General features: G+C 71.6%; 22 protein-coding genes. 1 reads left to right on the top strand and 21 read right to left on the bottom strand.

What is annotated here, in order from left to right; genetic code table 11:
• Window positions 1-194: 194 nt before the first annotated feature.
• From KGA66_RS01490 to KGA66_RS01395, 20 genes are all read right to left on the bottom strand, one after another.
• Complete coding sequence (locus tag KGA66_RS01490) at window positions 195-1,832, bottom strand: succinic semialdehyde dehydrogenase (RefSeq protein WP_211463630.1); 1,638 nt, start codon at window positions 1,830-1,832, stop codon at window positions 195-197.
• Between the two features lie 224 nt (window positions 1,833-2,056).
• Entirely contained in the window at window positions 2,057-2,719 is a 663-nt protein-coding gene (locus tag KGA66_RS01485) for a Uma2 family endonuclease (protein WP_211463628.1), read from the bottom strand.
• Window positions 2,720-2,957: 238 nt separating this feature from the next.
• Complete coding sequence (locus tag KGA66_RS01480; protein WP_211463626.1) at window positions 2,958-4,877, bottom strand: TIGR03960 family B12-binding radical SAM protein; 1,920 nt, start codon at window positions 4,875-4,877, stop codon at window positions 2,958-2,960.
• A gap of 27 nt (window positions 4,878-4,904) precedes the next feature.
• Window positions 4,905-6,155 carry an FtsW/RodA/SpoVE family cell cycle protein gene (locus KGA66_RS01475; protein ID WP_312886680.1) on the bottom strand — a complete coding sequence of 417 codons (1,251 nt, stop codon included), beginning with the start codon at window positions 6,153-6,155 and terminating at the stop codon, window positions 4,905-4,907.
• Entirely contained in the window at window positions 6,152-8,413 is a 2,262-nt protein-coding gene (mrdA, locus tag KGA66_RS01470) for a penicillin-binding protein 2 (RefSeq protein WP_211463624.1), read from the bottom strand. The genes KGA66_RS01475 and mrdA overlap by 4 nt, the downstream gene beginning before the upstream one ends.
• A 5-nt stretch (window positions 8,414-8,418) precedes the next feature.
• Window positions 8,419-9,075: a rod shape-determining protein MreD gene (gene mreD, locus KGA66_RS01465; RefSeq protein WP_211463623.1), complete on the bottom strand. Its 657-nt coding sequence runs from the start codon at window positions 9,073-9,075 to the stop codon at window positions 8,419-8,421.
• A gap of 29 nt (window positions 9,076-9,104) precedes the next feature.
• Window positions 9,105-9,995 (bottom strand): rod shape-determining protein MreC, encoded by an 891-nt coding sequence (mreC, locus tag KGA66_RS01460; protein WP_211463622.1) that lies wholly within the window; start codon window positions 9,993-9,995, stop codon window positions 9,105-9,107.
• A gap of 111 nt (window positions 9,996-10,106) precedes the next feature.
• A complete protein-coding gene (locus tag KGA66_RS01455) occupies window positions 10,107-11,126 on the bottom strand; it encodes a rod shape-determining protein (RefSeq protein ID WP_211463771.1) in 1,020 nt (339 codons plus the stop codon).
• A 288-nt stretch (window positions 11,127-11,414) separates the two neighbouring features.
• Window positions 11,415-11,852 carry a nucleoside-diphosphate kinase gene (gene ndk, locus KGA66_RS01450; protein ID WP_438822013.1) on the bottom strand — a complete coding sequence of 146 codons (438 nt, stop codon included), beginning with the start codon at window positions 11,850-11,852 and terminating at the stop codon, window positions 11,415-11,417.
• A gap of 64 nt (window positions 11,853-11,916) precedes the next feature.
• Window positions 11,917-12,324, bottom strand: coding sequence for a DUF4233 domain-containing protein (locus KGA66_RS01445; RefSeq protein ID WP_211463620.1), 408 nt, complete (start codon window positions 12,322-12,324; stop codon window positions 11,917-11,919).
• A 79-nt stretch (window positions 12,325-12,403) separates the two neighbouring features.
• The gene (folC, locus tag KGA66_RS01440; protein ID WP_211463618.1) at window positions 12,404-13,762 is read right to left on the bottom strand and encodes a bifunctional tetrahydrofolate synthase/dihydrofolate synthase; all 1,359 of its coding nucleotides are present in this window, start codon (window positions 13,760-13,762) and stop codon (window positions 12,404-12,406) included.
• Window positions 13,759-14,652: a bifunctional DNA-formamidopyrimidine glycosylase/DNA-(apurinic or apyrimidinic site) lyase gene (gene mutM / locus KGA66_RS01435; RefSeq protein WP_211463616.1), complete on the bottom strand. Its 894-nt coding sequence runs from the start codon at window positions 14,650-14,652 to the stop codon at window positions 13,759-13,761. Before mutM ends, folC begins: the two co-directional genes overlap by 4 nt.
• Complete coding sequence (rnc, locus tag KGA66_RS01430; RefSeq protein ID WP_211463614.1) at window positions 14,636-15,367, bottom strand: ribonuclease III; 732 nt, start codon at window positions 15,365-15,367, stop codon at window positions 14,636-14,638. The genes mutM and rnc overlap by 17 nt, the downstream gene beginning before the upstream one ends.
• Before the next feature lie 16 nt (window positions 15,368-15,383).
• The gene (gene rpmF / locus KGA66_RS01425; RefSeq protein WP_211463612.1) at window positions 15,384-15,557 is read right to left on the bottom strand and encodes a 50S ribosomal protein L32; all 174 of its coding nucleotides are present in this window, start codon (window positions 15,555-15,557) and stop codon (window positions 15,384-15,386) included.
• A 104-nt stretch (window positions 15,558-15,661) separates the two neighbouring features.
• A complete protein-coding gene (locus KGA66_RS01420; RefSeq protein WP_211463610.1) occupies window positions 15,662-16,297 on the bottom strand; it encodes a YceD family protein in 636 nt (211 codons plus the stop codon).
• Window positions 16,298-16,440: 143 nt separating this feature from the next.
• Window positions 16,441-17,391 (bottom strand): ATP synthase subunit B family protein, encoded by a 951-nt coding sequence (locus tag KGA66_RS01415; RefSeq protein ID WP_211463608.1) that lies wholly within the window; start codon window positions 17,389-17,391, stop codon window positions 16,441-16,443.
• 216 nt (window positions 17,392-17,607) lie between these two features.
• The gene (gene coaD, locus KGA66_RS01410; RefSeq protein ID WP_246506855.1) at window positions 17,608-18,084 is read right to left on the bottom strand and encodes a pantetheine-phosphate adenylyltransferase; all 477 of its coding nucleotides are present in this window, start codon (window positions 18,082-18,084) and stop codon (window positions 17,608-17,610) included.
• Between the two features lie 178 nt (window positions 18,085-18,262).
• Window positions 18,263-18,832: a 16S rRNA (guanine(966)-N(2))-methyltransferase RsmD gene (rsmD, locus tag KGA66_RS01405; protein ID WP_211463604.1), complete on the bottom strand. Its 570-nt coding sequence runs from the start codon at window positions 18,830-18,832 to the stop codon at window positions 18,263-18,265.
• 92 nt (window positions 18,833-18,924) lie between these two features.
• Window positions 18,925-21,279, bottom strand: coding sequence for an ATP-dependent DNA helicase RecG (locus KGA66_RS01400; protein ID WP_211463595.1), 2,355 nt, complete (start codon window positions 21,277-21,279; stop codon window positions 18,925-18,927).
• An 8-nt stretch (window positions 21,280-21,287) separates the two neighbouring features.
• Complete coding sequence (locus KGA66_RS01395) at window positions 21,288-23,099, bottom strand: DAK2 domain-containing protein (RefSeq protein WP_211463593.1); 1,812 nt, start codon at window positions 23,097-23,099, stop codon at window positions 21,288-21,290.
• Between the two features lie 226 nt (window positions 23,100-23,325).
• On the opposite strand from KGA66_RS01395, the gene rpmB reads away from it, so the two are divergent.
• A complete protein-coding gene (gene rpmB / locus KGA66_RS01390; RefSeq protein WP_211463592.1) occupies window positions 23,326-23,514 on the top strand; it encodes a 50S ribosomal protein L28 in 189 nt (62 codons plus the stop codon).
• 93 nt (window positions 23,515-23,607) lie between these two features.
• Here the strand turns inward: rpmB and thiD are convergent, their stop codons facing one another.
• The gene (gene thiD, locus KGA66_RS01385) at window positions 23,608-24,384 is read right to left on the bottom strand and encodes a bifunctional hydroxymethylpyrimidine kinase/phosphomethylpyrimidine kinase (RefSeq protein WP_369015782.1); all 777 of its coding nucleotides are present in this window, start codon (window positions 24,382-24,384) and stop codon (window positions 23,608-23,610) included.
• Between the last annotated feature and the right edge of the window lie 31 nt (window positions 24,385-24,415).

Here is a 24,415-nt window from a genome sequence, read left to right as displayed (position 1 = left end):
CCCCAAGCCCCAAGGCCCTCGCAGAGGTGACGGTTCGGTGCCATCTGCACCTACACGCTACTGGCCCGGGCACGGCGGCAGATAGCCGGGTGGCAGACATTACCAAGTCTTTACCCATATCGGGCGCGCCGCACGGCCGCTCGGCGAGCCGTGCGATCGAGATTGGTTCGCGTATTCGTTCGCGTGTTCAACCGCTACTTCAGTCCGAGACGCTTGAGCAGCCGCAGCGAGAAAGTCAGCTGTTTGGTGTAACGCTCGGGTGACTCGCCGAACCACGGCGCGAGCGGCAACACCGTCTGCCGCGCTATCGTCTGCAACTCGGTGTATCGGTGTATTCCTTCGGCTCCGTTGCGTCGGCCGAGCCCGGAATCACCCATCCCGCCGATGGCCGCGGCGACGGAACCGAACGCGGCGCCGTACGCCTCGTTCACGTTGACCATGCCCGAGTGCAGGCGCAGCGCGGCCTCGCGGGCGCGCTTCGCGTCACGGGTCCACACCGCGGCGTTCAGGCCGTAGACCGTGTCGTTGGCCGCTTCCAGCACCTCGGCCTCGTTCTTGAATCCGAACACGGACACCACCGGGCCGAAGGTCTCCTGCGCGTACACGTTCATCGCGGCGGTCACCCCGGAGAGAATGGTGGGCTCGTAGAACAGCGAGCCGACGTCGGGCCGGCGCCGGCCGCCGGCGAGCACCTTCGCGCCCTTCGCGCGGGCGTCCTCGACGTGCAGCGTGACGGACTCCAACTGCCGGGTCGAGGCGAGCGAACCGACGTCGGCCCCGTAGTCGAGACCGCCGCCGAGCCGCAGCGCCTTGGTCTCCGTGACGAACCGCTCAAGGAACTGATCGTGCAGGGAGTAGTGCACGTATATCCGCTCGAAGGACACGCACAGCTGCCCGGCCGAGGAGAAGCAGCCGCGCAGCGCCCCCTGCACCGCCTTCTCCAGATCGGCGTCGTCGAACACGATCATCGAGTTCTTACCGCCGAGTTCCAGCGAGCAGCCGATCAGCCGGCCGGCGGCCTGCTGCGCGACCTGCCGGCCGGTGCGGGTCGAGCCGGTGAAGGCGACGTAGTCGGCGTGGTCGACCACGGCCGGGCCGGTCACCGGACCCTCTCCGGTGACGATCTGCCACGCGTCCTGTGGCAGCCCGGCGCGCACCGCGAACTGGCGCAGGTACAGCGCTGTGAGCGTGGTCGCGTTGTCCGGTTTGTGCACCACCGCGTTGCCTGCGACCAGCGCCGGCGCTATGTCCATGACGACGAGCGCGAGCGGGTAGTTCCACGGCGTGATCAGGCCGACTACGCCCTTCGGGTGGCGGACCTCGGACACCTTGGTCAGTCCGGGCAGGATGCCGGCGCGGCGCCGGGTCTTGAGGTACCCCGGCGCGGCCGCCGCGTAGTGCCGCAGCGCCGCGGCCGCGCCGGCCAGCTCCTCGTAGGCGTGCAGCCTGGCCTTGCCGGTCTCGATCTGCACCAGGTTCAGCAGGTGCGGCTCGTTGTCGAACAGCAGATCGTGCAGGCGGCGCAGCACCGCGGCCCGTTCCCCGACCGGCCGCGCGGCCCAGGCCGGCTGCGCGGCGCGCGCCTTCTGGAAGGCCAGGCGCACGTCGCCGGGCGCGGACTGCGGCAGCTCGACGATGACCTCCCCGGTGACGGGAGCGTGGATGGGCGTCGTGCCGGCGTTGGAACCGACCACGACGTCCTCGACCAGCCTGGCGACGAACTCGCGGGGCAGGTGGGGCCGGATCGTCTCCAGCCGCGTCGCCGCGCCGTTCGCACCGGCGCCCGGCGCCGGACCGGGGGCCGTCTGGGGAGTCACACCGCTCGTCGTCATGGCGCAAGCCTAGAACCGCCACACGCATGAATCCAGACCAGGTTACCCGCAGGTAATGTCGTTGGACGCCGCGCGCGCACCTCGTGGTCCAGTCGTGGTCGCCGGCACGGGATGGCCTCGTCCACGTCGAATCGGCCGACGATCACGATGACGACGACGGCGGGCGGGTCGACCAGGTCGGGATCCGCTGTTCGTCCCGCGGACGTCCTTCCGTCCAGAACCCTCTAGAACGCGAGTTCGTCCCATGCGATGCGGATCGGAAACGGCGCGTCGGTCCAGATCCCTTCCGGGGTCAGCTGCGGGGTCCACTGGGCCCGCAGCCGGTAGCGCTTGTCGCCGTCCGGGAGCGCGTACCAGCTGATGGCGCAGATCGACCCGTCGCCGGTCTCCACGGTCCAGTAGTGCGGCACTCCGGCCGCGGCGTACTCGGCGGACTTGTGCACGGTGTCGATCACCCGGCTGGACGGCGAGACCACCTCGACGACCAGCAGCGTGTCCGACGGCGTGGGCAGCCCGCGGCCCGGCGCCTGCCCGTACACGATCACGTCGGGCCGGCGGTGATGCAGCGGATCAGTACGCAGACGCAGGTCGTAGCCGTACAGCGCGTCCACCGGCCGACCGCTGGCCTGCGCGTAGGCACGCGCGTGCGATCGCAGCCCGATCCCCAGGCTCAACGCCGCACCCTGATGGTCATCGGTGGGCGAGCCGAGCAGCACGGCCCGTCCGTCGACCACCTCCAGCCGCCGGCACAGGCTCTCCGGCATCGCCTGCCACATGTGTACCGTGACGTTCTCGGAGACCCAGTACGGGATCGCGTAGTCCTCATGGTGTGTGAGGGTGTCCCAGACCGGTTCCACGGCGCCCCCGCGCCCGATTCGATCAACCATGCCACCGACCGTACCGGTTCTCTCACCGTGGGTCATAGCAGATCTTGGATCATGGCGGGAAACAGACGTCTGAGAGCAGAGCGCGCGCGGGGTCGCACGACCGGCCGGTGCGCGCGCCTCGCGCGCCGGTCTGCGGACGCACGCCGGCGCGGAAGCAACGCGGACGCGCGCCCCGCCGTCGATGAACCGCCGCCGACGCACGGGACGCCGGGAGACACCGGCGTAACCGTCGCTGGGATCAGACCACTGTCAGCGGCAGCAGCTTCTTGCCGGTCGGGCCGACCTGGATCTCGGTCTGCATCTGCGGGCACACGCCGCAGTCGAAGCACGGCGTCCACCGGCAGTCGTCGACCTCGACCTCGCGCAGCGCGTCCTGCCAGTCCTCCCACAGCCACTCGCGGTCCAGACCGGAGTCCAGGTGGTCCCACGGCAGCACCTCGACCTGGTCCCGCTCCCGCGTGGTGTACCAGGCCACGTCGACCGGCTCGTCCTTGAGCGCCCGCTGCGCGGCCAGCATCCAGCGCTCGTAGGAGAAGAACTCGCTCCAGCCGTCGAACCGGCCGCCGTCGTCGTACACGGCGCGGATGACCTTGCCCACTCTCCGGTCTCCGCGGGAGAGCAGGCCCTCGACGATGCCCGGCTTGCCGTCGTGGTAGCGGAAGCCGATCGCGCGGCCGTAGTCCCGGTCGGCGCGGATCGCGTCGCGCAGCTTGGCCAGGCGCGCGTCCGTCTCCTCGGCGCCCAACTGCCCGGCCCACTGGAACGGCGTGTGCGGCTTGGGCACGAAGCCGCCGATCGACACCGTGCAGCGGATGTCCCGGGTGCCCGCGGCCTCACGACCCGCCTTGATCACGTTGCGCGCCATCTGCGCGATCTGAAGCACGTCCTCGTCGGTCTCGGTCGGCAGGCCGCACATGAAGTACAGCTTGACCTGCCGCCAGCCCGCCGAGTACGCGGCGGTGACCGTGCGGATCAGGTCCTGCTCGCTGACCATCTTGTTGATGACGCGGCGGATCCGCTCGCTGCCGCCCTCCGGCGCAAACGTCAGGCCGCTGCGACGACCGTTGCGGGACAGCTCGTTGGCCAGGTCGATGTTGAACGCGTCGACGCGCGTGGAGGGCAGCGAGAGCGAGGTCTGCGTCCCCTCGTACCGGTCGGCCAGCCCCTTGGCGATCTCGGCGATCTCGCTGTGGTCGGCCGAGGAGAGCGAGAGCAGCCCGACCTCCTCGTACCCGGTGGCGGAAAGTCCCTGCTCGACCATCTCGCCGACGCCGGTGATCGAGCGCTCGCGCACCGGGCGGGTGATCATCCCGGCCTGGCAGAACCGGCAGCCGCGGGTGCAGCCGCGGAAGATCTCCACGCTCATCCGCTCGTGCACGGTCTCCGCCAGCGGGACCAGCGGCCGCTTCGGATACGGCCACTCGTCGAGGTCCATGACCGTGTGCTTCGAGACCCGCCACGGCACGCCGGGCCGGTTCGGCACCACGCGCTTGATCCGCCCGTCCGGGAGGTATTCGACGTCGTAGAAGCGCGGGACGTAGACACCCCCGGTGCGGGCGAGCCGCATCAGCAGTTCGTCGCGGCCGCCGGGCCTGCCCTCGGCCTTCCACGCGCGCACGATGTCGGTGATCGTGAGCACCGCCTGCTCGCCGTCGCCGAGAACCGCCGCGTCGACGAAGTCCGCGATCGGCTCGGGATTGAACGCGGCGTGCCCGCCGGCGATGACGACCGGGTGCGACTCGTCGCGGTCCACGGCCGCCATCGGGATGCCGGCCAGGTCGAGCGCCGTGAGCATGTTCGTATAGCCCAGCTCGGTGGAGAAGGAGACGCCGAACAGGTCGAAGGCGCCCAGCGGCCGGTGCGCGTCCACGGTGAACTGCGGCACCCCGTGCTCGCGCATGAGCGCTTCCAGGTCCGGCCACACCGAGTAGGTGCGCTCGGCCAGCACGCCCTCGCGCTCGTTGAGCACCTCGTAGAGGATCATGGTGCCCTGGTTCGGCAGCCCCACCTCGTAGGCGTCCGGGTACATCAGCGCCCAGCGCACGTCGCAGGCGTCCCACTCCTTCACCGTGGAGTTCAGCTCCCCGCCGACGTACTGGATCGGTTTGCGCACGGACGGCAGCAGGGCTTCGAGCCGGGGCCAGACGGAGTTCACCACCGTCCCAGGCTACCTGGTCCGCGCCGCCTATCTGGTGGAGCGCAGCCGGACGTTCTCCAGCAGGCCCACCGCGATGAAATTGGCGAACATCGAGGAGCCGCCGTAGGAGACGAACGGCAGCGGGATGCCGGCCACCGGCATGATCCCGAGCGTCATGCCGATGTTCTCGAAGGTCTGGAACGTGAACCAGCTGAGCACGCCGGCGGCCAGCAGCAGCTGGAACGGTTCGGTCGCGCCGCGGGCGATCACGCAGGCGCGCCACAGCAGCACCCCGAACAGCGCGATGATCACCAGGCCGCCGACCAGGCCGAGTTCCTCTCCGGCGACGGTGAACACGAAGTCGGTCTGCTGCTCGGGCACGAACTGGCCGTTGGTCTGCGCGCCGTGGAACAGGCCCTGACCGAAGATCCCGCCGGAGCCGATGGCCAGCCTCGCCTGGTGGGTGTTGTAGCCGACGCCCTGCGGATCGAGGTTCGGGTCCGCGAAGGCGGCGAACCGGTTGACCTGGTGAGCGGCCAGCAGGTGGAACTTCACCACGAGCGCGACCGCGCCCGCCGCGGCGAGCCCGAGCAGCAACAGCAGGCGCAGCCTGACCCCGGAGACGACGATCACACCCGCCATCGTCGCGACGACCACCATCGTCGTACCCAGGTCCGGCAGCAGCGCGATCAGGCCGGTGGGCACGGCCGCGGCCAGCAGCGCGAGCCCGATCAGGCGGCCCGAGGGCGCGTCGCCGGGCCGGCGCGCGTCGAACACCGGAGCGAGCATGTCCGGCGCGCGGCGCACCGCGGGGCGGGCGGACATCGCCATCGCGGCCGCCATGACGACGCCGACCTTCGCGAACTCGGCCGGCTGGATGGAGAAGCCGGCGCCGAGCTCGATCCAGGAGCGGGCGCCGTTGACGGTCGAGCCGAGCGGGGAGAGCACCGCGAACAGGCCGAGGATCGCGAACAGGTACACCGCCGGAGTCAGCGCCCGCATACGCTTGTGGTCCAGCGCGCTGACCGCGGCGGCCAGCACCAGCCCGACGGCGAGGTTGAGCAGGTGCCGCTTGAGGAAGTACTGGGGATCGCCGCCGGTCAGCCGGCCGCGCTCGCGGGTGGCCGACCAGACCAGGATCGCGCCGAGGACGGCCAGGGCGCTCGCCGACACCGCCAGGGCCCAGTCGAAGCGTCGCAGCGCTCCCCCGCGCCGCGCGGCCGCGCGGACCCGGTCCGTCGGCGAATCGCCCAGCGCGACGGTGACCGCCGGGACGCCGGCCCTCTCGCCGATGATCACGCGAGCGCCCCGGCCTGGAAGAGGCCGGCGTATCGGCGCTCAGGCAGGTAGTAGGGCGGCGCGGCGAGCACCGAAGGCTCGGTGAAAGCCGGCGGCAACGCCTGCGAGACGCCATAGCCGGGCGGCGGCAGGCATGCGGGCGGCAGCACCTGGTCGGCCGGTGCGACGAGCGTCCCGTCCGGCCGGATGCCCGGCAGCGTGGCGGGCGGCTGCGGCAGCAGGGCCGCCCGCGGGTTGATCGCGCCGCCCTGGACGCCGTAGAGCGCCTCCTCGATCTTCTCCACCGCCGGTCCGGAGACCATCGCGCCCTGGCCGGCCTGGGAGACCATCATCGCGACCGCGTACTGCGGGTGGTCCGCCGGCAGGAACGAGGCGAAGACCGAGGTGGCCTGTTTGCCGTACACGTCCGCGGTTCCGGTCTTCGCGCCGACCGCGATCCGGTTCTGCGGCCAGGGTCCGTACACACCGGAGGCGGTGCCCTCCTGGGCCACCCCCTCGAACGCGCTGACCAGAAAGGAGCGCGTCGCCGGCGAGACCGGCACATGCCCGACCACCTTCGGCCGGTAGGTCGAGACCACGTGGCCGTCCGGGGCGATGACCGCCTTCTCGAGGTGGGGCTGGTACAGGGTGCCGCCGTTGGCAAGCGCCGCGTAGGCGCGGGCCAGTTGCAGCGGGGTGACCAGGATGCCGCCCTGGCCGATCGCCTCGATCACCGCGTCGCCGCCGCGGAACTGCCAGCCGTCCTGGCAGTTCTCGTGGGCGATCTGCTTGAGATACGCGGCCCTGGCCGGGTCGGAGCCGGCCACCTCCGGGTAGCCGGTCTGGGCGCGGCGGCACCAGATGTCCTTCATCTGCTTCCAGGTGGCCAGCTTCTCCTGCCGGTTCTGCACGTCGCCGGGGGATTCGCCGGGCAGGTCGATACCGGTCGCGCGGCCGAAGCCATAGGCCGCGGCCATGGTCTGCACCGGGTCGGCCGGGTGCGTGACCGGACGGTTGCCGCCGTCGCGCAGCCACATCTGGTACGCGGCCCGGTAGAACACCGTGTCGCAGGACACTTCGATGGCACGCTTGAGCGTGATCGGGCCGAACGCCTCGCCCTCGAAGTTGTGGAAGGACTGGCTGCCGACGTCGAAGGAGGGCGAGCAGTCGTAGACCCCGCGCGCCGGGAAGCCGTCCTGGAGCATCGCGGAGGCGGTCACCAGCTTGAAGGTGGATCCGGGGGCGAACTGGCCCTGGTAGGCGCGGTCCAGCAGCGGCGTGCCCGCCTTGGGGTCGGTAAGGCGCGCGTACTGCGCGGCGCTGACCCCGTCGCTCCACACGCTCGGGTCGTAGCTCGGGTAGGTGGCCATCGCGACCACGCCGCCGGTGTTGACGTCGAGCACGACGACGGCGCCCGAGTCGGCCTTGTAGCGGGTCCCCGAGTTCTTGTCCCAGCCGTTGCGCGCGGACTTGACCGCGGCGGCAAGCTGTTGCTCGGCGACCGCCTGCACGTGCGCGTCGAGGGTGGTGACCAGGTCGTCGCCGGGCACCGGCGGCGTGGCGGAGACGGTGCGCACCGCCCGGCCCAGGTTGTCGACGGCGACCTCGGCCACACCGGAGACGCCGCGCAGTTCGTCGTCGTGGGTCTGCTCCAGGCCGGAGCGGCCCACCATGTCAGTAGGCTGATACTTCGTGTCCGGGGCGTCCAGCTCGCCCGGGGTGACCGGGGACAGGTAGCCGAGGACCTGTGCGGCCTGCGCACCGTACGGCTCGGGGAACACGCGCTGCGCCCCGGGCACGGCGGAGACACCGGGAAACCGGTCGCGCTCCTCCATGATCTTGACCGCGAGCCGCGTCGGCACGTCCCGCGCGACCGGTACCGGCTGGTAGGGCGAACCGGTCCAGCACGGCTGGCCCACCGTCGGCGAGCACAGCCGAGCCCGCTGTTCGATCTGCGCGGCGGGCACGCCGAGCGCGGCGGCGAGGCGCTCCAGCACGGGCCGGCCCGACTGCGGCTCTCGCGCCAGGGTATTGAGATCGACGGTCACGTCCAGGACGGTGCGGTTGTCCACCAGCGCGCGGCCCTGGTCGTCGAGGATCGAACCGCGCACCGCGGCGGTCACCACGGAGCGCAGGTCGTTCGCCGCGGCAGCCTGCTGGAACTGGGCCCCGGAGCGCACCTGGAGGAACCAGAGCCGGGCGCCGAGCGTACCCAGCAGCGCCAGCACCAGAACCTGTACGACGGCGACGCGGCTGCGCGCGGGCTGCGGGACCGGCAATCAGATCACACCCTTTCGCTCTCGGAGCCGGCCGGCGCGGACTGCGCCGACGCGGACTCGGCCGATGCCGACTCGCCCGGCGCGGGCTCGGCCGGCCCGGACCGGGTCGGCACCGGAACACCGAACGCGCTGCCGGGCGGTGCGAGCAGCCGGGCGCCGGGGCCGTCCGTGCGGCGGGCCAGCGCGGCCAGACCGGGCACGATCAGCGGCGTGGCGACCGCGGTGTACAGCGCGCAGGCGCCCAGGGCGCGCGGCACACCGGCCGGCGAAAGTCCGACGCCGCCGCCGAGCGCCAGGCCGATCAGCAGATCGAGCACCATGGCCAGGGCCGCGAGCGAGCCGGCCAGCGCACTGGTGCGCAGCGCGGAGCGGTGCACCTCGCGGCCGACCCGGCCGGCCAGCGCGCCGACGACGGTGAGCACCAGCGCGTTGCGGCCGAGCGCGCCGAGCCCGGGCGGGGCCAGGTCCTGCACCAGGCCGATCGCGAACCCGGCCGACGCGCCGGCGGCGGCGCCCCATTGCGCGGCGAACGCGAAGACGGCGAGCACCACCAGGTCGGGAACCGCGTAGGGCAGGTGCAGCCGTGGCGCGACGGAAAGCTCCAGCACCAGTGTCACGATCGCGGCGGTCGCGACGAGAGCGGCGCGCAGCAGGGTCCGCATGGCGTCCTGGTCTCCTCCTGCCCGGTTCGCTACGGCCGCGGCGCATCGGGCGCCACGGCGGGCACCATCGCGTCGCGGGGGTCGGTGCGCGGCGGTTGCACGACCACTGCCACGGTGTCGACGGAGGTGGCGTCCACGTACGGAGTCACCAGGACTGTCCGCGTCAGCGCCCCCGGCGTCGCGACCACCTGGCGCACCGTCCCGATCGGGACGCCTGGCACGAACGGCGCGTCGCCGGCCGACCCGAGCGTGACCACGACGGCGCCGGGCTTGACCTGCAACTGGGGGTCGAGGAACTCCACGCGCAGGGTGTGCGGGTTCTGCCCGGTCGCGGTGCCGATGGTGCCGGACCCGGCCAACCGGACCCCGACGGTGGAGGCCGGGTCGGCCGCCAGCAGCACGGTCGCGGAATGGGGACCGACGTCGGTGGTGCGGCCCACGAGCCCGTCGCCGTCCAGGACGGTCTGGTTCTCGGCGATCCCGTCGCGCCGGCCCGCGTCGATGGTCGCGGACCAGGTGCCGTCCTGCTCGGGCGAGAGAGCCACCAGCCGCGCGGGCACCGTCTTGAGGCCGCCGAGGGCGGTCAACCGCAGCAGTCTGTCAAGCTGCTGCGCGCGGTGGTGGTCCTGTGTGCCGCTCTCCAGCTGGTTCCTGAGCGCGGCGACCTGGGCGTTCAGCTGGGCGATGCGCTGCTGGTCCGCGGAGGAGCGGCCAAAGCCGTGGAAGACGGAGCCGATCGCCCGCACGCCGCTGTCCGCCCCGCGCTCGACCGGCCCGAGCACGGCCTGGCCGAGGGAGCGCAGCTTGCCCAGCGGCCGCGGCTCGCCGGGGCGCGCCCCGTGCGCGTCGAAGGTGATCAGCGCGAGACCCGCGAGCAGCAGGCCGGCCAGCACCACCCTGGTACGGCGCGTGTCGCGCATATGACCGCGCCTTTCATCGCACCACCGCGTTCGATCTCAGCGCCCTGACTGATTCCAGTGCCCTGATCGATACCAGCACCGTGACTGTTTCCAGCACCGTCATCCGCCCCGCTACCTGCGGCTCTGGGCGCCGAGCACCGGCTGGAGCGCGTCGAACTCGTCGACGCAGCGGCCCGAGCCGAGCACCACGGAGTCCAGCGGGTTCTCCGCGATCAGCACCGGCATGCCGGTCTCGCGGCGCAGCCGCTGGTCCAGGCCGCGCAGCAGGGCGCCGCCTCCGGTGAGCACGATGCCGCGGTCCATGATGTCGCCGGACAGCTCCGGCGGGCACTTGTCCAGGGTGTCCTTGACCGCGTCGACGATCGCGGCGACCGGCTCGTCGAGCGCGCGCCGCAACTCGGTCGAGGTCAGCACGATGACCTTGGGCAGCCCGGAGACCAGATCCCGCCCGCGCACCTCGGCGTGCAGCTCCGAGTCCTGTTCGTCGGCCGACCCGAGGGTGATCTTCAGCTCCTCGGCGGTGCGTTCGCCGAGCAGCAGGGAGTACTCCTTCTTGGCGTACTGGATGATCGCGTTGTCCAGCTCGTCCCCGGCGGTGCGGATCGAGGACGCGGTGACGATGCCCGCGTAGGAGATCACGGCGACTTCCGTGGTGCCGCCGCCGATGTCCACCACCATGTTGCCGGTGGCCTCCTGGATCGGCAGCCCGGCGCCGATCGCCGCCGCCATCGGCTCCTCGATCAGATGCACCTGGCGCGCCCCGGCGGCGTCGGCGGCGTCCTCGACCGCGCGCCGCTCGACCCCGGTGATGCCGCTGGGAACGCAGATGACCACCCGTGGCTGGGCGAGCAACCGGCGATGGTGCACCTTGCGGATGAAGTAACGCAGCATCCGTTCCGCGATCTCGAAGTCGGCGATGACCCCGTCCTTGAGCGGGCGGATGGCGACGATGTTGCCGGGAGTGCGGCCCATCATCTTCTTCGCCTCCGAGCCCACGGCCAGCACCGCACCGTTGTGCGTGTTGACCGCGACCACGGACGGCTCGTTGAGCACGATCCCCTTGCCGCGCACGTAGACCAGCGTGTTCGCCGTTCCGAGGTCCACCGCGATGTCACGGCCGACGACCGACATGCCCATGTTGTCCCAGCTACCTTCCCGAAGCGCCCACGCCCGTCTTCAGACCCTATGGGTGCTTCCCGCCGATTTGCGCGAAGGAAACGGCTGTTCCACCGGATGAGGGACCAAGATGACGCAATGTCACTGGCGCGCCGGGCGAGCGGACGCCACATGGTTGACGCCGCGCCCGCAGGACCGGACGCGGCGTCGGGCGCGGCGCCGAGGGCTCGAACGCCTTCTCGGGGTCAGGCTCGGCCCAGAACTCGGCTCAGTCAGACTCGGCTCAGTCAGACTCGGCTCAGCTCAGGACTCTTGCGGGAAGAACAGCTTGATCTCGCGTTCGGCCGAGACCGGCGAATCGGACCCGTGCACCAGGTTCTGCACGACCGTGGTGCCGATGTCGGTGGCCAGGTCGCCGCGGATGGTGCCGGGGGCGGCCTTGACCGGGTCGGTGGCCCCGGCCAGGAGACGGAACGCCTCGATGCAGCGGTGCCCCTCGATGATCATGGAGACGACGGGGCCGGAGGTCATGAACGAGACCAGCGGCTCGAAGAACGGCTTGCCCTCGTGCTCGGCGTAGTGCTCCTCGACCAGCTCGCGCGGCAGCGCCCGGAAGTCCAGCGCGACCACCCTGATCCCCTTGGCCTCGATGCGCCGGATGATCTCGCCGATCAGCGCGCGGCGCACACCGTCCGGCTTCACCAACACGAGCGAGCGTTCCACGGGGGTCGCCACCATCATCTCCTCAAGCAGTCGCGCGACGTCCGCTTCGACGTCTGTGGTTGCCTTGATGTTATGACCCAGCTCAGCGGGTCTTCACTCCAGGACGGTCTGTAGAAGTTCCGGCCGCCGCGCCCTCGCCGTGCTCGCGCGCGCCCTCGTCGGCCGCGGCCCGCGCCTCGTGCGCGGCCACAAGCCCGGCCTTGATGCGCTCCGCCTTCTCGCCGTAGTGCAGCCCCGCCCACCACACCGCGGTGAACACGACTCCGAGCACGAACATGTCCGTCACGAGGAAACCGGCCGCGATGAAGCCGGCCTGCAGGATCCAGCCGAGCGTGTAAGCCCAGCGGTAACGCATCAACCCGGACAGCAGGACGCACAGGCCGCCGAGCACGACCGCCACGAGCCAGTCGTCGGACGGGTGCAGCTTCGCCGCGACCAACCCGAAGAACAGGGCGATGAATGCTTCGAAGACCAGTACGGACGCGGCCATCCGGCGCATCGGATCGCCCTTTCTGCTCGGTGTGACACATCCCATTGAAGCAGGCGGGGTCTCGGGCGCGGACGGCCGCCTACCGGCGCAGCAGCCGGCCGGCCTCTCCCGCGGTCACCACGGAACCGGTGATCAGCACGCCGGAGCCGCCGAGCGAGGCGTCCGGCACGCCGCCCTCCGCCAACGCGATGGCGCGTTCGATCGCGTCGTCGAGCCGGTCGACCGCGGTGACCCGTTCCGCGCCGAAGACCTGCCCGGCGATCTCGGCCAGTTCCCGCACCGGCATCGCGCGCTGCGTGGAGTTGCGGGTGATGACCACTTCGGCCAGCACCGGCTCGAAGGCTTCGAGCAGACCGCGCACGTCCTTGTCCTGCATCGCCGCGATCACGCCGACCAGGTGGTCGAACGCGAACTCCTCGGCGATCGCCTCCGCGGTGGCCAGCGCTCCGCCGGGGTTGTGCGCGGCGTCGATCAGCACGGTCGGGCTGCGGCGCACCACCTCAAGGCGGCCCGGCGAGCGCACCACGGCCATCGCCTCGCGTACCAGGTCCGGTTCCAGCGTCGCCCCGCCCGCGCCCGCGCCCAGGAACGCCTCGACGGCGGCGATGGCGCAGGCCGCGTTGTGCGCCTGGTGCGCGCCGTACAGCGGCAGGTGGACCTCGTCGTACTCGTGTGACAGGCCCCTGATGACGAGGCGCTGGCCGCCGACCGCGAGCTGACGGTCCATCACGCCGAACTCGATGCCTTCGCGCGCCACCGTCGCGCCGACCTCGGCCGCCTGGCGCAGCAGCACCTGCGCGGCCTCCACCGGCTGCTGCGCCAGCACCGCGAGCGCGTCGCGCTTGATGATCCCGGACTTCTCCCAGGCGATGTCCTCGACGGTGTCGCCGAGCAGATGGGTGTGGTCCAGGGAGATCGGGGTGATGACCGCGACCTGCGCGTCGATCACGTTGGTCGAGTCCCAGCTGCCGCCGAGCCCGACCTCCACGACCGCGGCGTCCACCGGGGCGTCCGCGAACGCCGCGTAAGCCATGCCGGTGATCATCTCGAAGAAGGACAGCGGGTGCGGCCGGCGCTTGTCCACCAGTTCGGCGAAGGGCTGCACGTCGCGGTAGACCTCGACGAAACGCTCCCGGCTGATCGGCTCGCCGTCCAGGCAGATGCGCTCGCGCATCTGCTCCAGATGCGGGCTGGTGGTGCGGCCGGTGCGCAGGTTGAGCGCGCGCAGCAGCGCGTCGATCATGCGCGCGGTGCTGGTCTTGCCGTTGGTTCCGGTGATGTGGATCGAGGGATACGAACGCTGCGGCGAACCGAGCAGGTCCATCAGGTCTTCGATCCGGTCCCGGGACGGCTCGAGCCTGGTCTCGGGCCAGCGGCGCAGCAGTTCGGCCTCGACTGCCCGGTACTGCGCCTCGACCTCGTCCTGCCGCGCGTTCATGCACTTGCCTTCTTCATCTGCGCCCGCTGACATCGCGGGCAGTAGTACGACGAGCGGTTCATGAAGGCCACCCGGGCGATCGGGGTCTGACAGCGGCCGCATGGCCGGCCGGCCTGGCCGTAGGCGTTGAGGGAGCGGGAGAAGTAGCCGGACTCCCCGTTGACGTTGACGTACAGCGAGTCGAACGAGGTGCCGCCGACCGCCAGCGCCTCCGCCAGCACCTCGCGGACCGCGGCCAGCAGCCGGGCCGCCTCGGCCGGGCGCAGCGTCGAACCCGGCCGCTCGAAGTGCAGCTTCGCCCGCCACAGTGCCTCGTCGGCGTAGATGTTGCCGACGCCGCTGATCAGTGACTGGTCGAGCAGCGCCCGCTTGACGCCGGTGCTCTTGACGCGCAGCGCGGCGACGAACTTCGCGTCGTCGAACAGCGGATCCATCGGATCGCGGGCGATGTGCGCGACGCTCGCCGGGACACCGTCCTTGAGCAGGTCGAGGCACAGTCCGCCGAAGGTGCGCTGATCCACGAAACGCAGCTGGGGACCGTCGTCGGCGAACACGACGCGGACCCGCAGATGCTTCTCGTCGGGCGCGGCGGCCGGCTGGACGAGCAGTTGGCCGCTCATGCCCAGATGCCCGAGCAGCGCCTCCTCGGCGAAGTCGTCGCCGTCGCGCCACTGCTGCCCGGGGCCGAACAGCGGCACCCAAAGGTACTTGCCGCGCCGCCGGGCGGTCCCGAAGGTCCGGCCGGCCAGCCGCGCCGCGAAGTCCGCGGGCCCGGCGGCATGCCGCCGTAACGCCCTCGGGTGCAGCGCGTGCGCGGCCGCCACCGTGCGTCCCGCCGTCCAGTGCTCCAGGCCCCGGCGCACGACTTCGACCTCAGGCAGCTCCGGCATCGGGCTCCGCCTTGGCCGAACCGAACACCGCGCGGATCGCGCGGTAGGCGTGTTCGGCCGCGATCTGCTCGGCCACCTTCTTCGAGCGGCCGCGCCCCGGCGGATACTCCCGGTCGGCGACCCGGACCCGCGCCTCGAAGAACTTGTCGTGGTCCGGGCCGTCCTCGGTGACCAGGTACACCGGCACGCCGAGGCCGTGTTCCGCGGTCAGCTCCTGCAGCGAGGTCTTCCAGTCCAGTCCCGCGCCGAGCCCCGCGGACGCCTCGATCAGGCCGTCGAAGAGCCGGTGGATCAGGCCCGCGGCGGTTTCCAGGTCGTGGTCCAGGTAGACGGCGCCGATCAGCGCCTCCATGGTGTCGGCCAGGATCGAGGACTTGTCCCGGCCGCCGGTGGACTCCTCGCCCTTGCCCAGGCGCAGGAACTGCCCGAGCCCGAGCGAACGGGCCACGTCCGCCAGCGCGCGCGAGTTGACCACGTGCGAGCGGAACTTGGCCAGCTGTCCCTCGGGCAGGTCGGGATGCGTGTCGTACAGCGTGCTGGTGACCACGAGGCCGAGCACCGAGTCCCCGAGGAATTCGAGGCGCTCGTTGGTCGGCACGTTGCCGTTTTCGTAGCTGAACGACCGGTGGGTCAGCGCGCGCTGCAGCAGCCGCGGGTCCAGCGGGACGCCGAGGCGCTGCTCCAGCACGGCCGGGGGCACCTGGGAATCGGTCACGAGCGGCTCCCGGCCGTCAGACCGCGATGACCTGACGCTTGTTGTAGGTGCCGCAGTTCTCGCACAGCGTGTGCGGGAGCTTGGTCTCCCCGCAGCGGTCACAGGCGACCAGGGTCAGCGGCGCGGCCTTCCACTGGGCACGCCGCGAGCGGGTGCGGCTGCGGGACTTCTTGCGCTTCGGAACGGCCACGGTTCGAACTCTCCTGGTCATCGCCCGCGCGGGCCGCCGGCCCGCTACGGGTACTGAGTACTGAGTACTGCGTACTGAACTGCTCGGATCTTATACGTGCCGCGTCACTGCTCGGAGCCGCCGGTCTCCCGGCCGGCCCCCGTTTCGTTCCCGGCGACCTTACCGGAGCCGCCCGGCGTCAGCCGGCTCAGCGCGGCCCAGCGCGGGTCGACGGTCTCGTGCCCGTGATCGGGATCGTCGGCCAGTCGGGCACCGCACTCGGCGCACAGCCCTGGGCAGTCCTCCCGGCACAGCGGCTGGAGCGGCAGTTCCAGCATCACCGCGTCGCGCACGAGCGGACCGACGTCGATCAGGTCCTCCACCACGAGCAGCGCCTCTTGCGCCTCCTGGGCGGTCAGGTCGGCGGCGTCGTAGTAGAACAGCTCCTGGAAATCGGCGTCGAGCTCCACCTCGATCGGATCGAGACAGCGCACGCACTCGCCGACCAGTGAGCCGGAGACCCGGCCGGTGCCCAGCATCCCCTCCACCACGGACTCGACCCGCAGGCTCAGCTGCAGGTCCGCGCCGTCCGCCGAGTAGAGGCCGTCGAGCGTGGCCGAGTTCTCGCCGCCGAGCAGGTCCGCAGCGGGAAGCTCCCGGTCGAACTCGCGCATCGCACCCGCACGGCGGCCCAGTTCACGCACGTCGAAGACGAACGGCGACCGCGCGTCGAGACGGCGTGGCTTGGATACGGCAGGCATGACGACTTCCAGCGGTGATGGGGAGGGTGGAGCACAACCGGCCATCCAGCTTACCAAAGAGCCGGGCCGACTCGGGAACGGCCCGGCTCAGGGCTGGTTCAGCACACTCAGGCGGCCCGGCTCAGGGCCGGTTCCAGGCCGGTTCAGCGGGTGTAGCCGCCGTCATGCTGGAATTGCCGGACGTCGATCAGGCCGGTGTCGAAGTACGAGGTCTCCTCGGCCGGGTACTGCGCGGGCGGTCCCTGGCGCTGCGCCGGCGGCTGGCCGTACTGCTGCGGCTGGCCGTATTCGTCGGCGTACTCCTGGCCGTAGCCGCCGCCCTGCGGATCGGTGTGGAACTCACCGGTGCCGTAGCCGTGGGCCGCGCCCTGGTCGTACGCGCCCTGCTCGTAGCTGTAGCCGTCGTGCTGGTCCGAACCGTACGCGCCCGTGGCCGCGTAGTCGCCCTGCCGCTCCGCGTACTGGTCCGCGGCGCCGTACTCGTGCTGCTCGTAGGGACGCTCCGCCTCCGCGAATGCGTCCACCGTGAAGTCCTGGCTCTCGTAGCCGTCGAACCCGTTGTCGGCGCCGGAGAAGTCCCGGGAGCGGCGCCGCTCCGCGGCGACCGCGTCCTGCTCCTCGACATGCCGGCCGAGTTCTTCCATCGGGTTGCTGTTGCCGCGCATCTTCTCCCGGCCGCGGCCCACCGCCGCGATCGTCTTGGTGAGCACGACCTCGAAGTTGGCCAGCTTCTGGTCCACCCAGTCCTCGGCCTCAAGGCGCATCTGCTGGGCCTCGTGCCTGGCCTCGGCCAGGATGCGCTCGGCGGCGCCACGGGCCTCCCGGGTCACGTCCGTGTTCCCGATGATCGACTCGCGCTCGCTGCGAGTGCGCTCCAGCAGCCGCTCGGCCTCGCGGCGGCCGTCCTCCAGCACCGACTCGCGGTCCGCGAGCACCCGGCGGGCCCGGTCCATCTCGTCGGGCAGCCCCCGCCTGAGTTCATCGAGCAGTTCGAGCACCTGCGCTCGGTTGATCACACACGAGGCCGACATCGGCATAGCGCGCGCGCTCTCCACGATCTCGATGAGGTCGTCGATCTTGGCATTCACGTCCACCGGACTGGCACTCCCTGTTTCACGGGCGGCGCCCGGAAGCGGGCGTCCAGCCAACGGTACCCCGTACGGCTCAGTGTGCGAGTGCCATGCCCGGAATGGGCGGTGTGCCGTGAATAGTCTTATTGCCGGTAACACCGGTAAAGTCGGCAGCTGTTATGACGTATCGTCACTTCACGGCCACTGGAGCGTGATCGCGGCCGCCCGCCGCGGGCGCGTCTACTTGCGCAGCCGCTCGGTCAGCCGCTCCAACACCGCGTCGGGAACCAGGCCGGAGACGTCCCCGCCCAGCGCGCAGACCTCCTTGATCAGCGAGGAGGACAGGAAGCTGTAGAGCGGGTTGGTGGCCACGAACAGCGTCTCCACGTCGGCCAGCCGGAGGTTCATCTGGGACATCTGCAACTCGTAGTCGAAGTCGCCGACCGCGCGCAGCCCCTTGACGATGGCACGGATGCCGCGCTCCCGGCAGAAGTCGACCAGCAGGCCCTCGACGACCTCGACCTTCACGTTGTCCAGGTGCGCGGTGACGTCGCGCAGCATCTCAACGCGCTCGGCATAGCCGAACAGGCCGTTCTTGCCGGCGTTCTTGCCCACCGCGACGACCACCTCGTCGAACAGCAGTGCCATCCGTCCGATCACGTCCAGGTGCCCGTTGGTGACCGGGTCGAACGAACCGGGGCAGACCACGCGGCGCATCATCGTCTTCTCCGGGAGGCGGGATTCGGGTCCACGAGACAGTCCTTGTCGTCATCGGCGAGGGCGGATTCGGGGGAAGCAGGCGGGCGGTCCGGGGATCGTGCGTCCGCGAAGCGGACGGCGGCGCGGCGGTCCGGCGGCTGTTCGGCGTGGAGGCGTCGGCGCCGGCCGGTGGTCTTCAGCGAGCTTGGCGGCGACCGTACCAGACGGTGCCCTCGCCGTACGCGCGGGATCGCAGTGCTTCGAAGCCCGCGGGCCAGGCCCACTGCGGCCCCCGCGTCGCGCGCTCGACCGCGATCATGGCGCCGTCCGCGATCCAGCCGTTGCCGGCCAGCGCGACCAGCACCGCGGCGAGTTCCTCCGGTGGCGTCGCGTACGGCGGATCGAGGTACGCCAGGTCGTAGGGCTGGTCCGGGCACGGTGCGGCGGCGAGCCGTTCGACGCGGTCCGTGCAGATCCGCGCGCCGGGCAGGCCGAGCGCGTCGAGGTTGGCCCGCACCACGCCGGCCGCAGCCCGGTCCGACTCGACCAGCAGCGCGGCCGCGGCGCCCCGGGACAGCGCCTCCAGGCCGACCGCACCGGAGCCCGCGTACAGGTCGAGGACGCGCAGTCCGCCGAAGCCGTTCAACGAGGCGTCGAGCGCGGAGAACAGGCCCTCGCGGGTGCGGTCGGAGGTGGGCCGGGTGGTGCGGCCTTCGGGCACGGCGAGGCGGCGTCCCCGCGCGCTGCCCGCGATGATGCGTGTCATGCCGCCGATTCTGCCCGCAGCGGCGCCGCGGTTCGTTATGTGGTCCGGCCACGTTTCTCCGCCCGGCGGTCGGATGTCATCAAGGGTTCGGCTCAGCTCTTGTCGAGGAAGCCGGCCTGGTCCGAGCTGACCAGCGCGGCGACCGCGGCGGCCAGGGCGGGCTCACCGGTCAGCAGCGGATCGCTTTCCACCAGTTCGCTCGCCGCTTCGCGGGCCGCGCGCAAAAGTTCTTCGTCGTCCAGGACGCGCAGCAGTTTGAGCGAGGAGCGGCGCCCCGACTGGCTCGCGCCGAGCACGTCGCCCTCCCGGCGCTGCTCCAGGTCGATGCGGGAGAGCTCGAAGCCGTCGAGGGTCGCGGCGACCGCGCCGAGGCGTTGCCGCGCGGGCGTTTCCTCTGGGGCCTGCGTGACCAGTAGGCACAGTCCCGGTGCGGTTCCCCGCCCGACGCGCCCACGCAACTGGTGTAGCTGGGAGACGCCGAAGCGGTCCGCGTCGAGCACGACCATGACCGTCGCGTTCGGCACGTTGACGCCGACCTCGATCACCGTCGTGGCGACCAGCACGTCGATCCCGCCTGCCGCGAAGGCGGTCATGACCGCGTCCTTCTCCTCGGGAGCCAGGCGTCCGTGCAGCACTCCGATGCGCAGCCCGGCCAGTTGCCGCTCGGTCAGCCGACGTGCGGTGTCGACGACGGAGAGCGCCGGCCGGGGGGCGGGTGCGGCCTTGGCGAGATCGTCCAGGGAAAGCTGGGCCTGCCGCTCCGGTTCGTCCGCCGGATCGCCGCCGGCCCGGGCAGCGCCGTCCGGAGCCGCGCCGTCCGGAGCCGCGCCGTCCGGAGCCGCGCCGTCCGGAGCGCCGCCGGTCTCCTCGCCCTCGGCCTCGTCGCTGCCGGTGGGCTCCCCGTCCCCGATCCGCGGGCAGACCACGTACGCCTGATGCCCGGCCGCCACTTCCTCGCGGATCCGGTCCCAGGTGCGCGCGAGGTAGTGCGGCTTGTCCGCGGCCGGCACGACGAACGTGGAGATCGGCGAGCGGCCACCGGGCAGCTCCGCCAGCACCGAGGTCTCCAGGTCGCCGAACGCGGTCATCGCCACGGTGCGCGGGATCGGCGTCGCCGTCATCACCAGCAGGTGCGGCGGTTTCGCGGACTTGGCGCGCAGAGCGTCACGCTGCTCGACGCCGAAGCGGTGCTGTTCGTCCACCACCACCAGGCCGAGGTCGGCGAACTGCACGGTGTCCTCGATCACGGCGTGCGTGCCGATCACGATCCCGGCGGCGCCGCCTGCCGCGTCGAGCAGGTTCGCGCGCCGCTCCTTCGCACCCTGCGAACCGGTGAGCAGCGCCACACGGGTGCCCTCCGGATCGCCGTCGAGCTGCCCGGCGCGGGCCAGCGGACCGAGCAGGTCGAGGATCGAGCGGTGGTGCTGCTGCGCCAGCACCTCGGTCGGGGCGAGCAACACGGCCTGTCCGCCGGCGTCCACGACGGTGAGCATGGCGCGCAGCGCGACCACGGTCTTGCCCGAGCCGACCTCGCCCTGCAGCAGCCGCTGCATCGGGTGCGCGGCGGCCAGGTCCCGCTCGATCTGGTCGCAGACGGCGCGTTGACCGGAGGTCAACCGGAACGGCAGCCGGGCGTCGAAGCGGTCGAGCAACCCGCCGCGGCGCACCGGCCGCGGGACGGCCGGCAGGGCGAGCGCGTCACGGCGCCGCTGGGCCAGAACCACCTGCAGCGGCAGCGCCTCGTCCCATTTCAGCCGCTTGCGGGCCAACCGGTACTCGTCGCGCCGGCCCGGGCGGTGGATCTTCTCGAACGCCTCCAGCAGGCCGATCAGCCCGTGCCGCTCGCGCACCGGCCGCGGCAGCGGATCCGGCAGGTCGTCCAGGCGGTCGAGGGCGACCTGCACACACGACTGGATCTTGCGGCTGGACAGCTCCTTGGCCGCCGGGTAGAAGGGGATCAGCTCGTTCGCGTAGCGCTCGGCCTCCGCGGCCGCGTCCTGGTCCTCCTTAAGCAGTTCGAGCTCCGGCTGCGCCAGCTGGCGGCGCTTGTTGAACACCGTGACGCGGCCGGAGAACAGGCCCAGCCGGCCGGGGTACAGCTCGCGGTCGCGCCAGGGCTGGTTGAAGAAGGTCAGCGACAGGTCGGCGGACCCGTCGGTGACCACCACGTCGGTCACCGAGCCGCGCCGGCCCTTGAGCGGCCGCGTCCTGACCGATTCGACCTCGGCCAGCACGGTCACGTAGTCGTCCAGCGCGAGGCTCGCCAGGTCGGTCAGCTCCCCGCGCGTCGCGTACCGCCGGGGATAGTGGCGCAGCAGGTCGCCCACGGTGCGCAGGTCGAGCTTGCGTTCGAGGGTGGTCGCGGTGCGGCCGCCGACCACTTCCTTGAGCCGCTCGGCCAGCGGATCGGCATTCGCGACCGGCCGCTGCCCGACCTGCTGCGCCATCGCCTCGCTCACTCCACACCGATCAGCAGCGGCCAGCCGCTCTGGCCGCCCTCGTAGGCCACCACGTCCATCTCCGGCCTGGTCGCCTGGACCCGCGCCCGCACGGCGTCCGCCAACCGCGTGCCGTCCGGGTCGCCGTCCGAGCCGAAGCCGTCGCCGGTGACCAGGGTCACCATCTCACCACCCGCCGACACCATGCGGTCGACCAGGGCGAGAGCCGCGTCGCGCAGCGTCGGCGCGATCAGGGCCACGTCGCCCTCGATGAAGCCGAGCACGTCCCCGGCGTGGCAGACCCCGGCCATCGTCCAGGCGTCGTCCTCGGCGACCTGCAAGGCGCCGTGCCGGGTGGCTCCGGCGGCAGCGGTCATCGCGACGATGTCGGCATCGAAGCGGCGGCCCGGCTCGTGCACGGCGAGAGCCGCGATGCCCTGCACCACGGCCTTGCTCGGCACCACGGCCACGCGCACCCCGGAGGTGCCGCGGTGTACCTGTTCGGCGGCGGCGGAGGCCGCGGCCAGGCCGTCCGCGTCGTTGACCAGGACCACCACCTCCTCGACTCCGGCCTGGGCGATGGCGCGGCTCAGCTGCGCGCTGGTCGGCGGGCGCCCGGCCGCGCACGGCAGCGGGGTCGCCCCGGCCGCGGCGAACAACTCGGCGAGGCCGGGCCCGGGGGCCGCGGCCAGCACGACGCGGCCGGGCGCGGCGTGGAAGTGAAGGGGGCCCCCGCCGTGGGCGACGTCCGCGTGGTCGGCACCGATCCGGCCGGACAGCCGCAGCGGGGCCTCTTCCCGCGGCGCGCGCACCGCGCGTTCCGAGAGCGCGTTGACATGCAGATCGTGCGGCCTGCCGAGCCGGATGGCGGCCTCGATCACCGGGCCGGGCCGCTCCACGTGAATGTGCACGCGGTACGAGCCGGCGCCCCCGGCGATCACCAGCGAATCGCCTCCGCCCTGCTCGCAGAACTCTTCGAGGGTCGCGCGCAACTGCCGCAACTGCGGCTCGTTCGTGTCCACCATGTACACCACTTCGAAGGACGGAATGGTGGGCGGATCAGAGCTTTTTGCGGCGCGGACGGTGTTGTCGCGTATAGCGGTCATGGTCTGGGGCGGTACACGCACACGTCCCACAGTTACCGCTCGCATCGGGTCGTAACCCCCCAGCAGCGCGGAAAGTACATCGAGCAGGATGCAGATGCCTCGCCCTCCAGCGTCTACGACCCCTGCTGCGCTGAGCGCCGGCAACTGCTCCGGGGTGTGGGCGAGCGCGGACTCGGCGGCGTCCCGTGCGGCCTGCGCCACGGCCGCGAAGGTCGGTTCGAGGTTCCAGTCCCCGTGCAGGTCCGTCCCGTCGACGACGGCGCACGCGGCGTCCGCCGCGGCCCGCGCGACGGTGAGCATGGTGCCTTCGACGGGTGCGGCGACGGCCTGCCAGGCCAGTTCGGCTGCGTCGGCGAGGGCTGCGGCCAGGACGCGGGGGCCGGCCGGCTGCCCGTCCCGGATGGCCGCGCCGACCTCGTCGGCGAGGCCGCGCAGCAGTTGGCTCAGGATCACCCCGGAGTTGCCGTGTGCGGCCTTGAGCGCTCCGCCGGCCAGCGCGCCGAGAGCGGTGGCGGCTCCGAGCCCGTCCGCCTCGGGCGGCGGGTCGAGCGCGTCGAGCGCCTCGCACGCCGCTTCGAACGTGAGGAACAGGTTCGTGCCGGTGTCCGCGTCGGGGACCGGGAACACGTTCAGCGCGTCGATCTCCTCACGGGCGCGGCCCAACGCGGCCAGGCAGGCCCTGGCCCACAGTCGCACCGCCGGCCCGTCGAGCGTCTCAAGCACGCTGCGCCTTTCTGTCCGCCGGGGTGGCATACGTTTCGTACCGAGGATATTTGCATCATCGAACGTGATGGGCGCTACGTACACCGCCCGCGACCCGGATTGGCTCTTGCCGGGCCGGTTGGGTTAACCTGACCAGGTTGCCTATCGGCGCCTGCGTCTCCAGACGGAGAAAACCGGCCTCGGCGACTCACCTCGTACGTCCCATCGGTCTTTTGGAGTGTCTCCCGTGGCTGCCACCTGCGATGTCTGCGGCAAGGGTCCGGGCTTCGGCATGAGCGTCTCGCACTCGCACCGCCGCACCAAGCGCCGGTTCAACCCGAACATCCAGCGGGTTCGCACCACGCTGTCCAACGGGACGCCGAAGCGCCAGAACGTCTGCACCAAGTGCCTCAAGGCGGGCAAGGTCACCCGCTAGCCGGCTCGTGCCCGAGTCTGCGCCCCGCGTCGCCGTTCTCTCGGCGATCGCGGGGCCTTTCGTTGTGCCCGCGCCTCGTCGTCCCGGCGCAGGTCACAGATTCCAGCCGTGGTCGACGGGGCCGATGCCGGAGCCGAGCGGGAATCCGCCGGCGATCGCGTTCGTGACGTACAGCTTCGCGGCGCGGACCGCGTCGGGAACCGGGCTGCCTGACGCCAGATGAGAGGCGATGGCACTGGCCAGCGTGCATCCGGTGCCGTGCGTGTGCCGGTTGTCGCGGCGCTGCGCGCTGAACGTGACCTCGTGCGGGCCGTTCGTGAGCAGGTCGGTGGACTGCTCAGAGGCCAGGTGCCCGCCTTTGACCAGCACCCAGGCGGGGCCGGACGCCAGCAGTTTCGCCGCCGCCGCGCGCATTGCGTCCACGTCTGTCACGGTGATTCCGGTCAGCGCGCGGGCCTCGTCGAGGTTCGGCGTGACGATCGTCGCACGCGGCAGCAGTTCGGTGGTCAGGACGCCGAGGGCATCGGATGCCAGCAGCGCGTCACCGTGTTTGGACACCGACACCGGGTCGACGACGACCGGAACGGCCGGGTCGAGCCGCGCCAGCAGCCGCGCCACCTCGGCGACCAGCTCCGCGGTCCCGAGCATGCCGACCTTCACCGCGTCGACGCCGATGTCGTCGACCACCGCCCGGAACTGCGCGGCCACCGCGTCCGCGGGCAGCTGCCAGACTCCGTGCACGCCCAGGGAGTTCTGTGCTGTGACGGCCGTGACGACGCTCATTCCATGCACCCCGAGCGCGAGCATCGTCTTCAGATCGGCCTGGATGCCGGCGCCGCCGCCGGAATCGGAGCCGGCGATCGTCAGCACCCGCGCCCGAGCCCGAGCCCCAGCCCCAGCC

The sequence above is a fragment of the Actinocrinis puniceicyclus genome (assembly GCF_018283645.1).
Taxonomy (GTDB): Bacteria; Actinomycetota; Actinomycetes; order Streptomycetales; family Catenulisporaceae; genus Actinocrinis; species Actinocrinis puniceicyclus.
This window is presented reverse-complemented; position numbering and strand designations above follow the sequence as displayed.

Excerpts from the sequence above, each read along its gene's own strand:
- KGA66_RS01420 (WP_211463610.1), bottom strand. The coding sequence starts at position 16,297 with ATGCCTGCCGTATCCAAGCCACGCCGTCTCGACGCGCGGTCGCCGTTC.
- KGA66_RS01445 (WP_211463620.1), bottom strand. The coding sequence starts at position 12,324 with ATGGCCGCGTCCGTACTGGTCTTCGAAGCATTCATCGCCCTGTTCTTC.
- KGA66_RS01400 (WP_211463595.1), bottom strand. The coding sequence starts at position 21,279 with ATGGCGCAGCAGGTCGGGCAGCGGCCGGTCGCGAATGCCGATCCGCTG.
- mutM (WP_211463616.1), bottom strand. The coding sequence starts at position 14,652 with ATGCCGGAGCTGCCTGAGGTCGAAGTCGTGCGCCGGGGCCTGGAGCAC.
- KGA66_RS01455 (WP_211463771.1), bottom strand. The coding sequence starts at position 11,126 with ATGTCGGTCGTCGGCCGTGACATCGCGGTGGACCTCGGAACGGCGAAC.
- mreD (WP_211463623.1), bottom strand. The coding sequence starts at position 9,075 with ATGCGGACCCTGCTGCGCGCCGCTCTCGTCGCGACCGCCGCGATCGTG.
- ndk (WP_438822013.1), bottom strand. The coding sequence starts at position 11,852 with ATGATGGTGGCGACCCCCGTGGAACGCTCGCTCGTGTTGGTGAAGCCG.
- coaD (WP_246506855.1), bottom strand. The coding sequence starts at position 18,084 with ATGCGCCGCGTGGTCTGCCCCGGTTCGTTCGACCCGGTCACCAACGGG.
- KGA66_RS01485 (WP_211463628.1), bottom strand. The coding sequence starts at position 2,719 with ATGGTTGATCGAATCGGGCGCGGGGGCGCCGTGGAACCGGTCTGGGAC.
- KGA66_RS01490 (WP_211463630.1), bottom strand. The coding sequence starts at position 1,832 with ATGACGACGAGCGGTGTGACTCCCCAGACGGCCCCCGGTCCGGCGCCG.
- folC (WP_211463618.1), bottom strand. The coding sequence starts at position 13,762 with ATGAACGCGCGGCAGGACGAGGTCGAGGCGCAGTACCGGGCAGTCGAG.
- mreC (WP_211463622.1), bottom strand. The coding sequence starts at position 9,995 with ATGCGCGACACGCGCCGTACCAGGGTGGTGCTGGCCGGCCTGCTGCTC.
- rsmD (WP_211463604.1), bottom strand. The coding sequence starts at position 18,832 with ATGACACGCATCATCGCGGGCAGCGCGCGGGGACGCCGCCTCGCCGTG.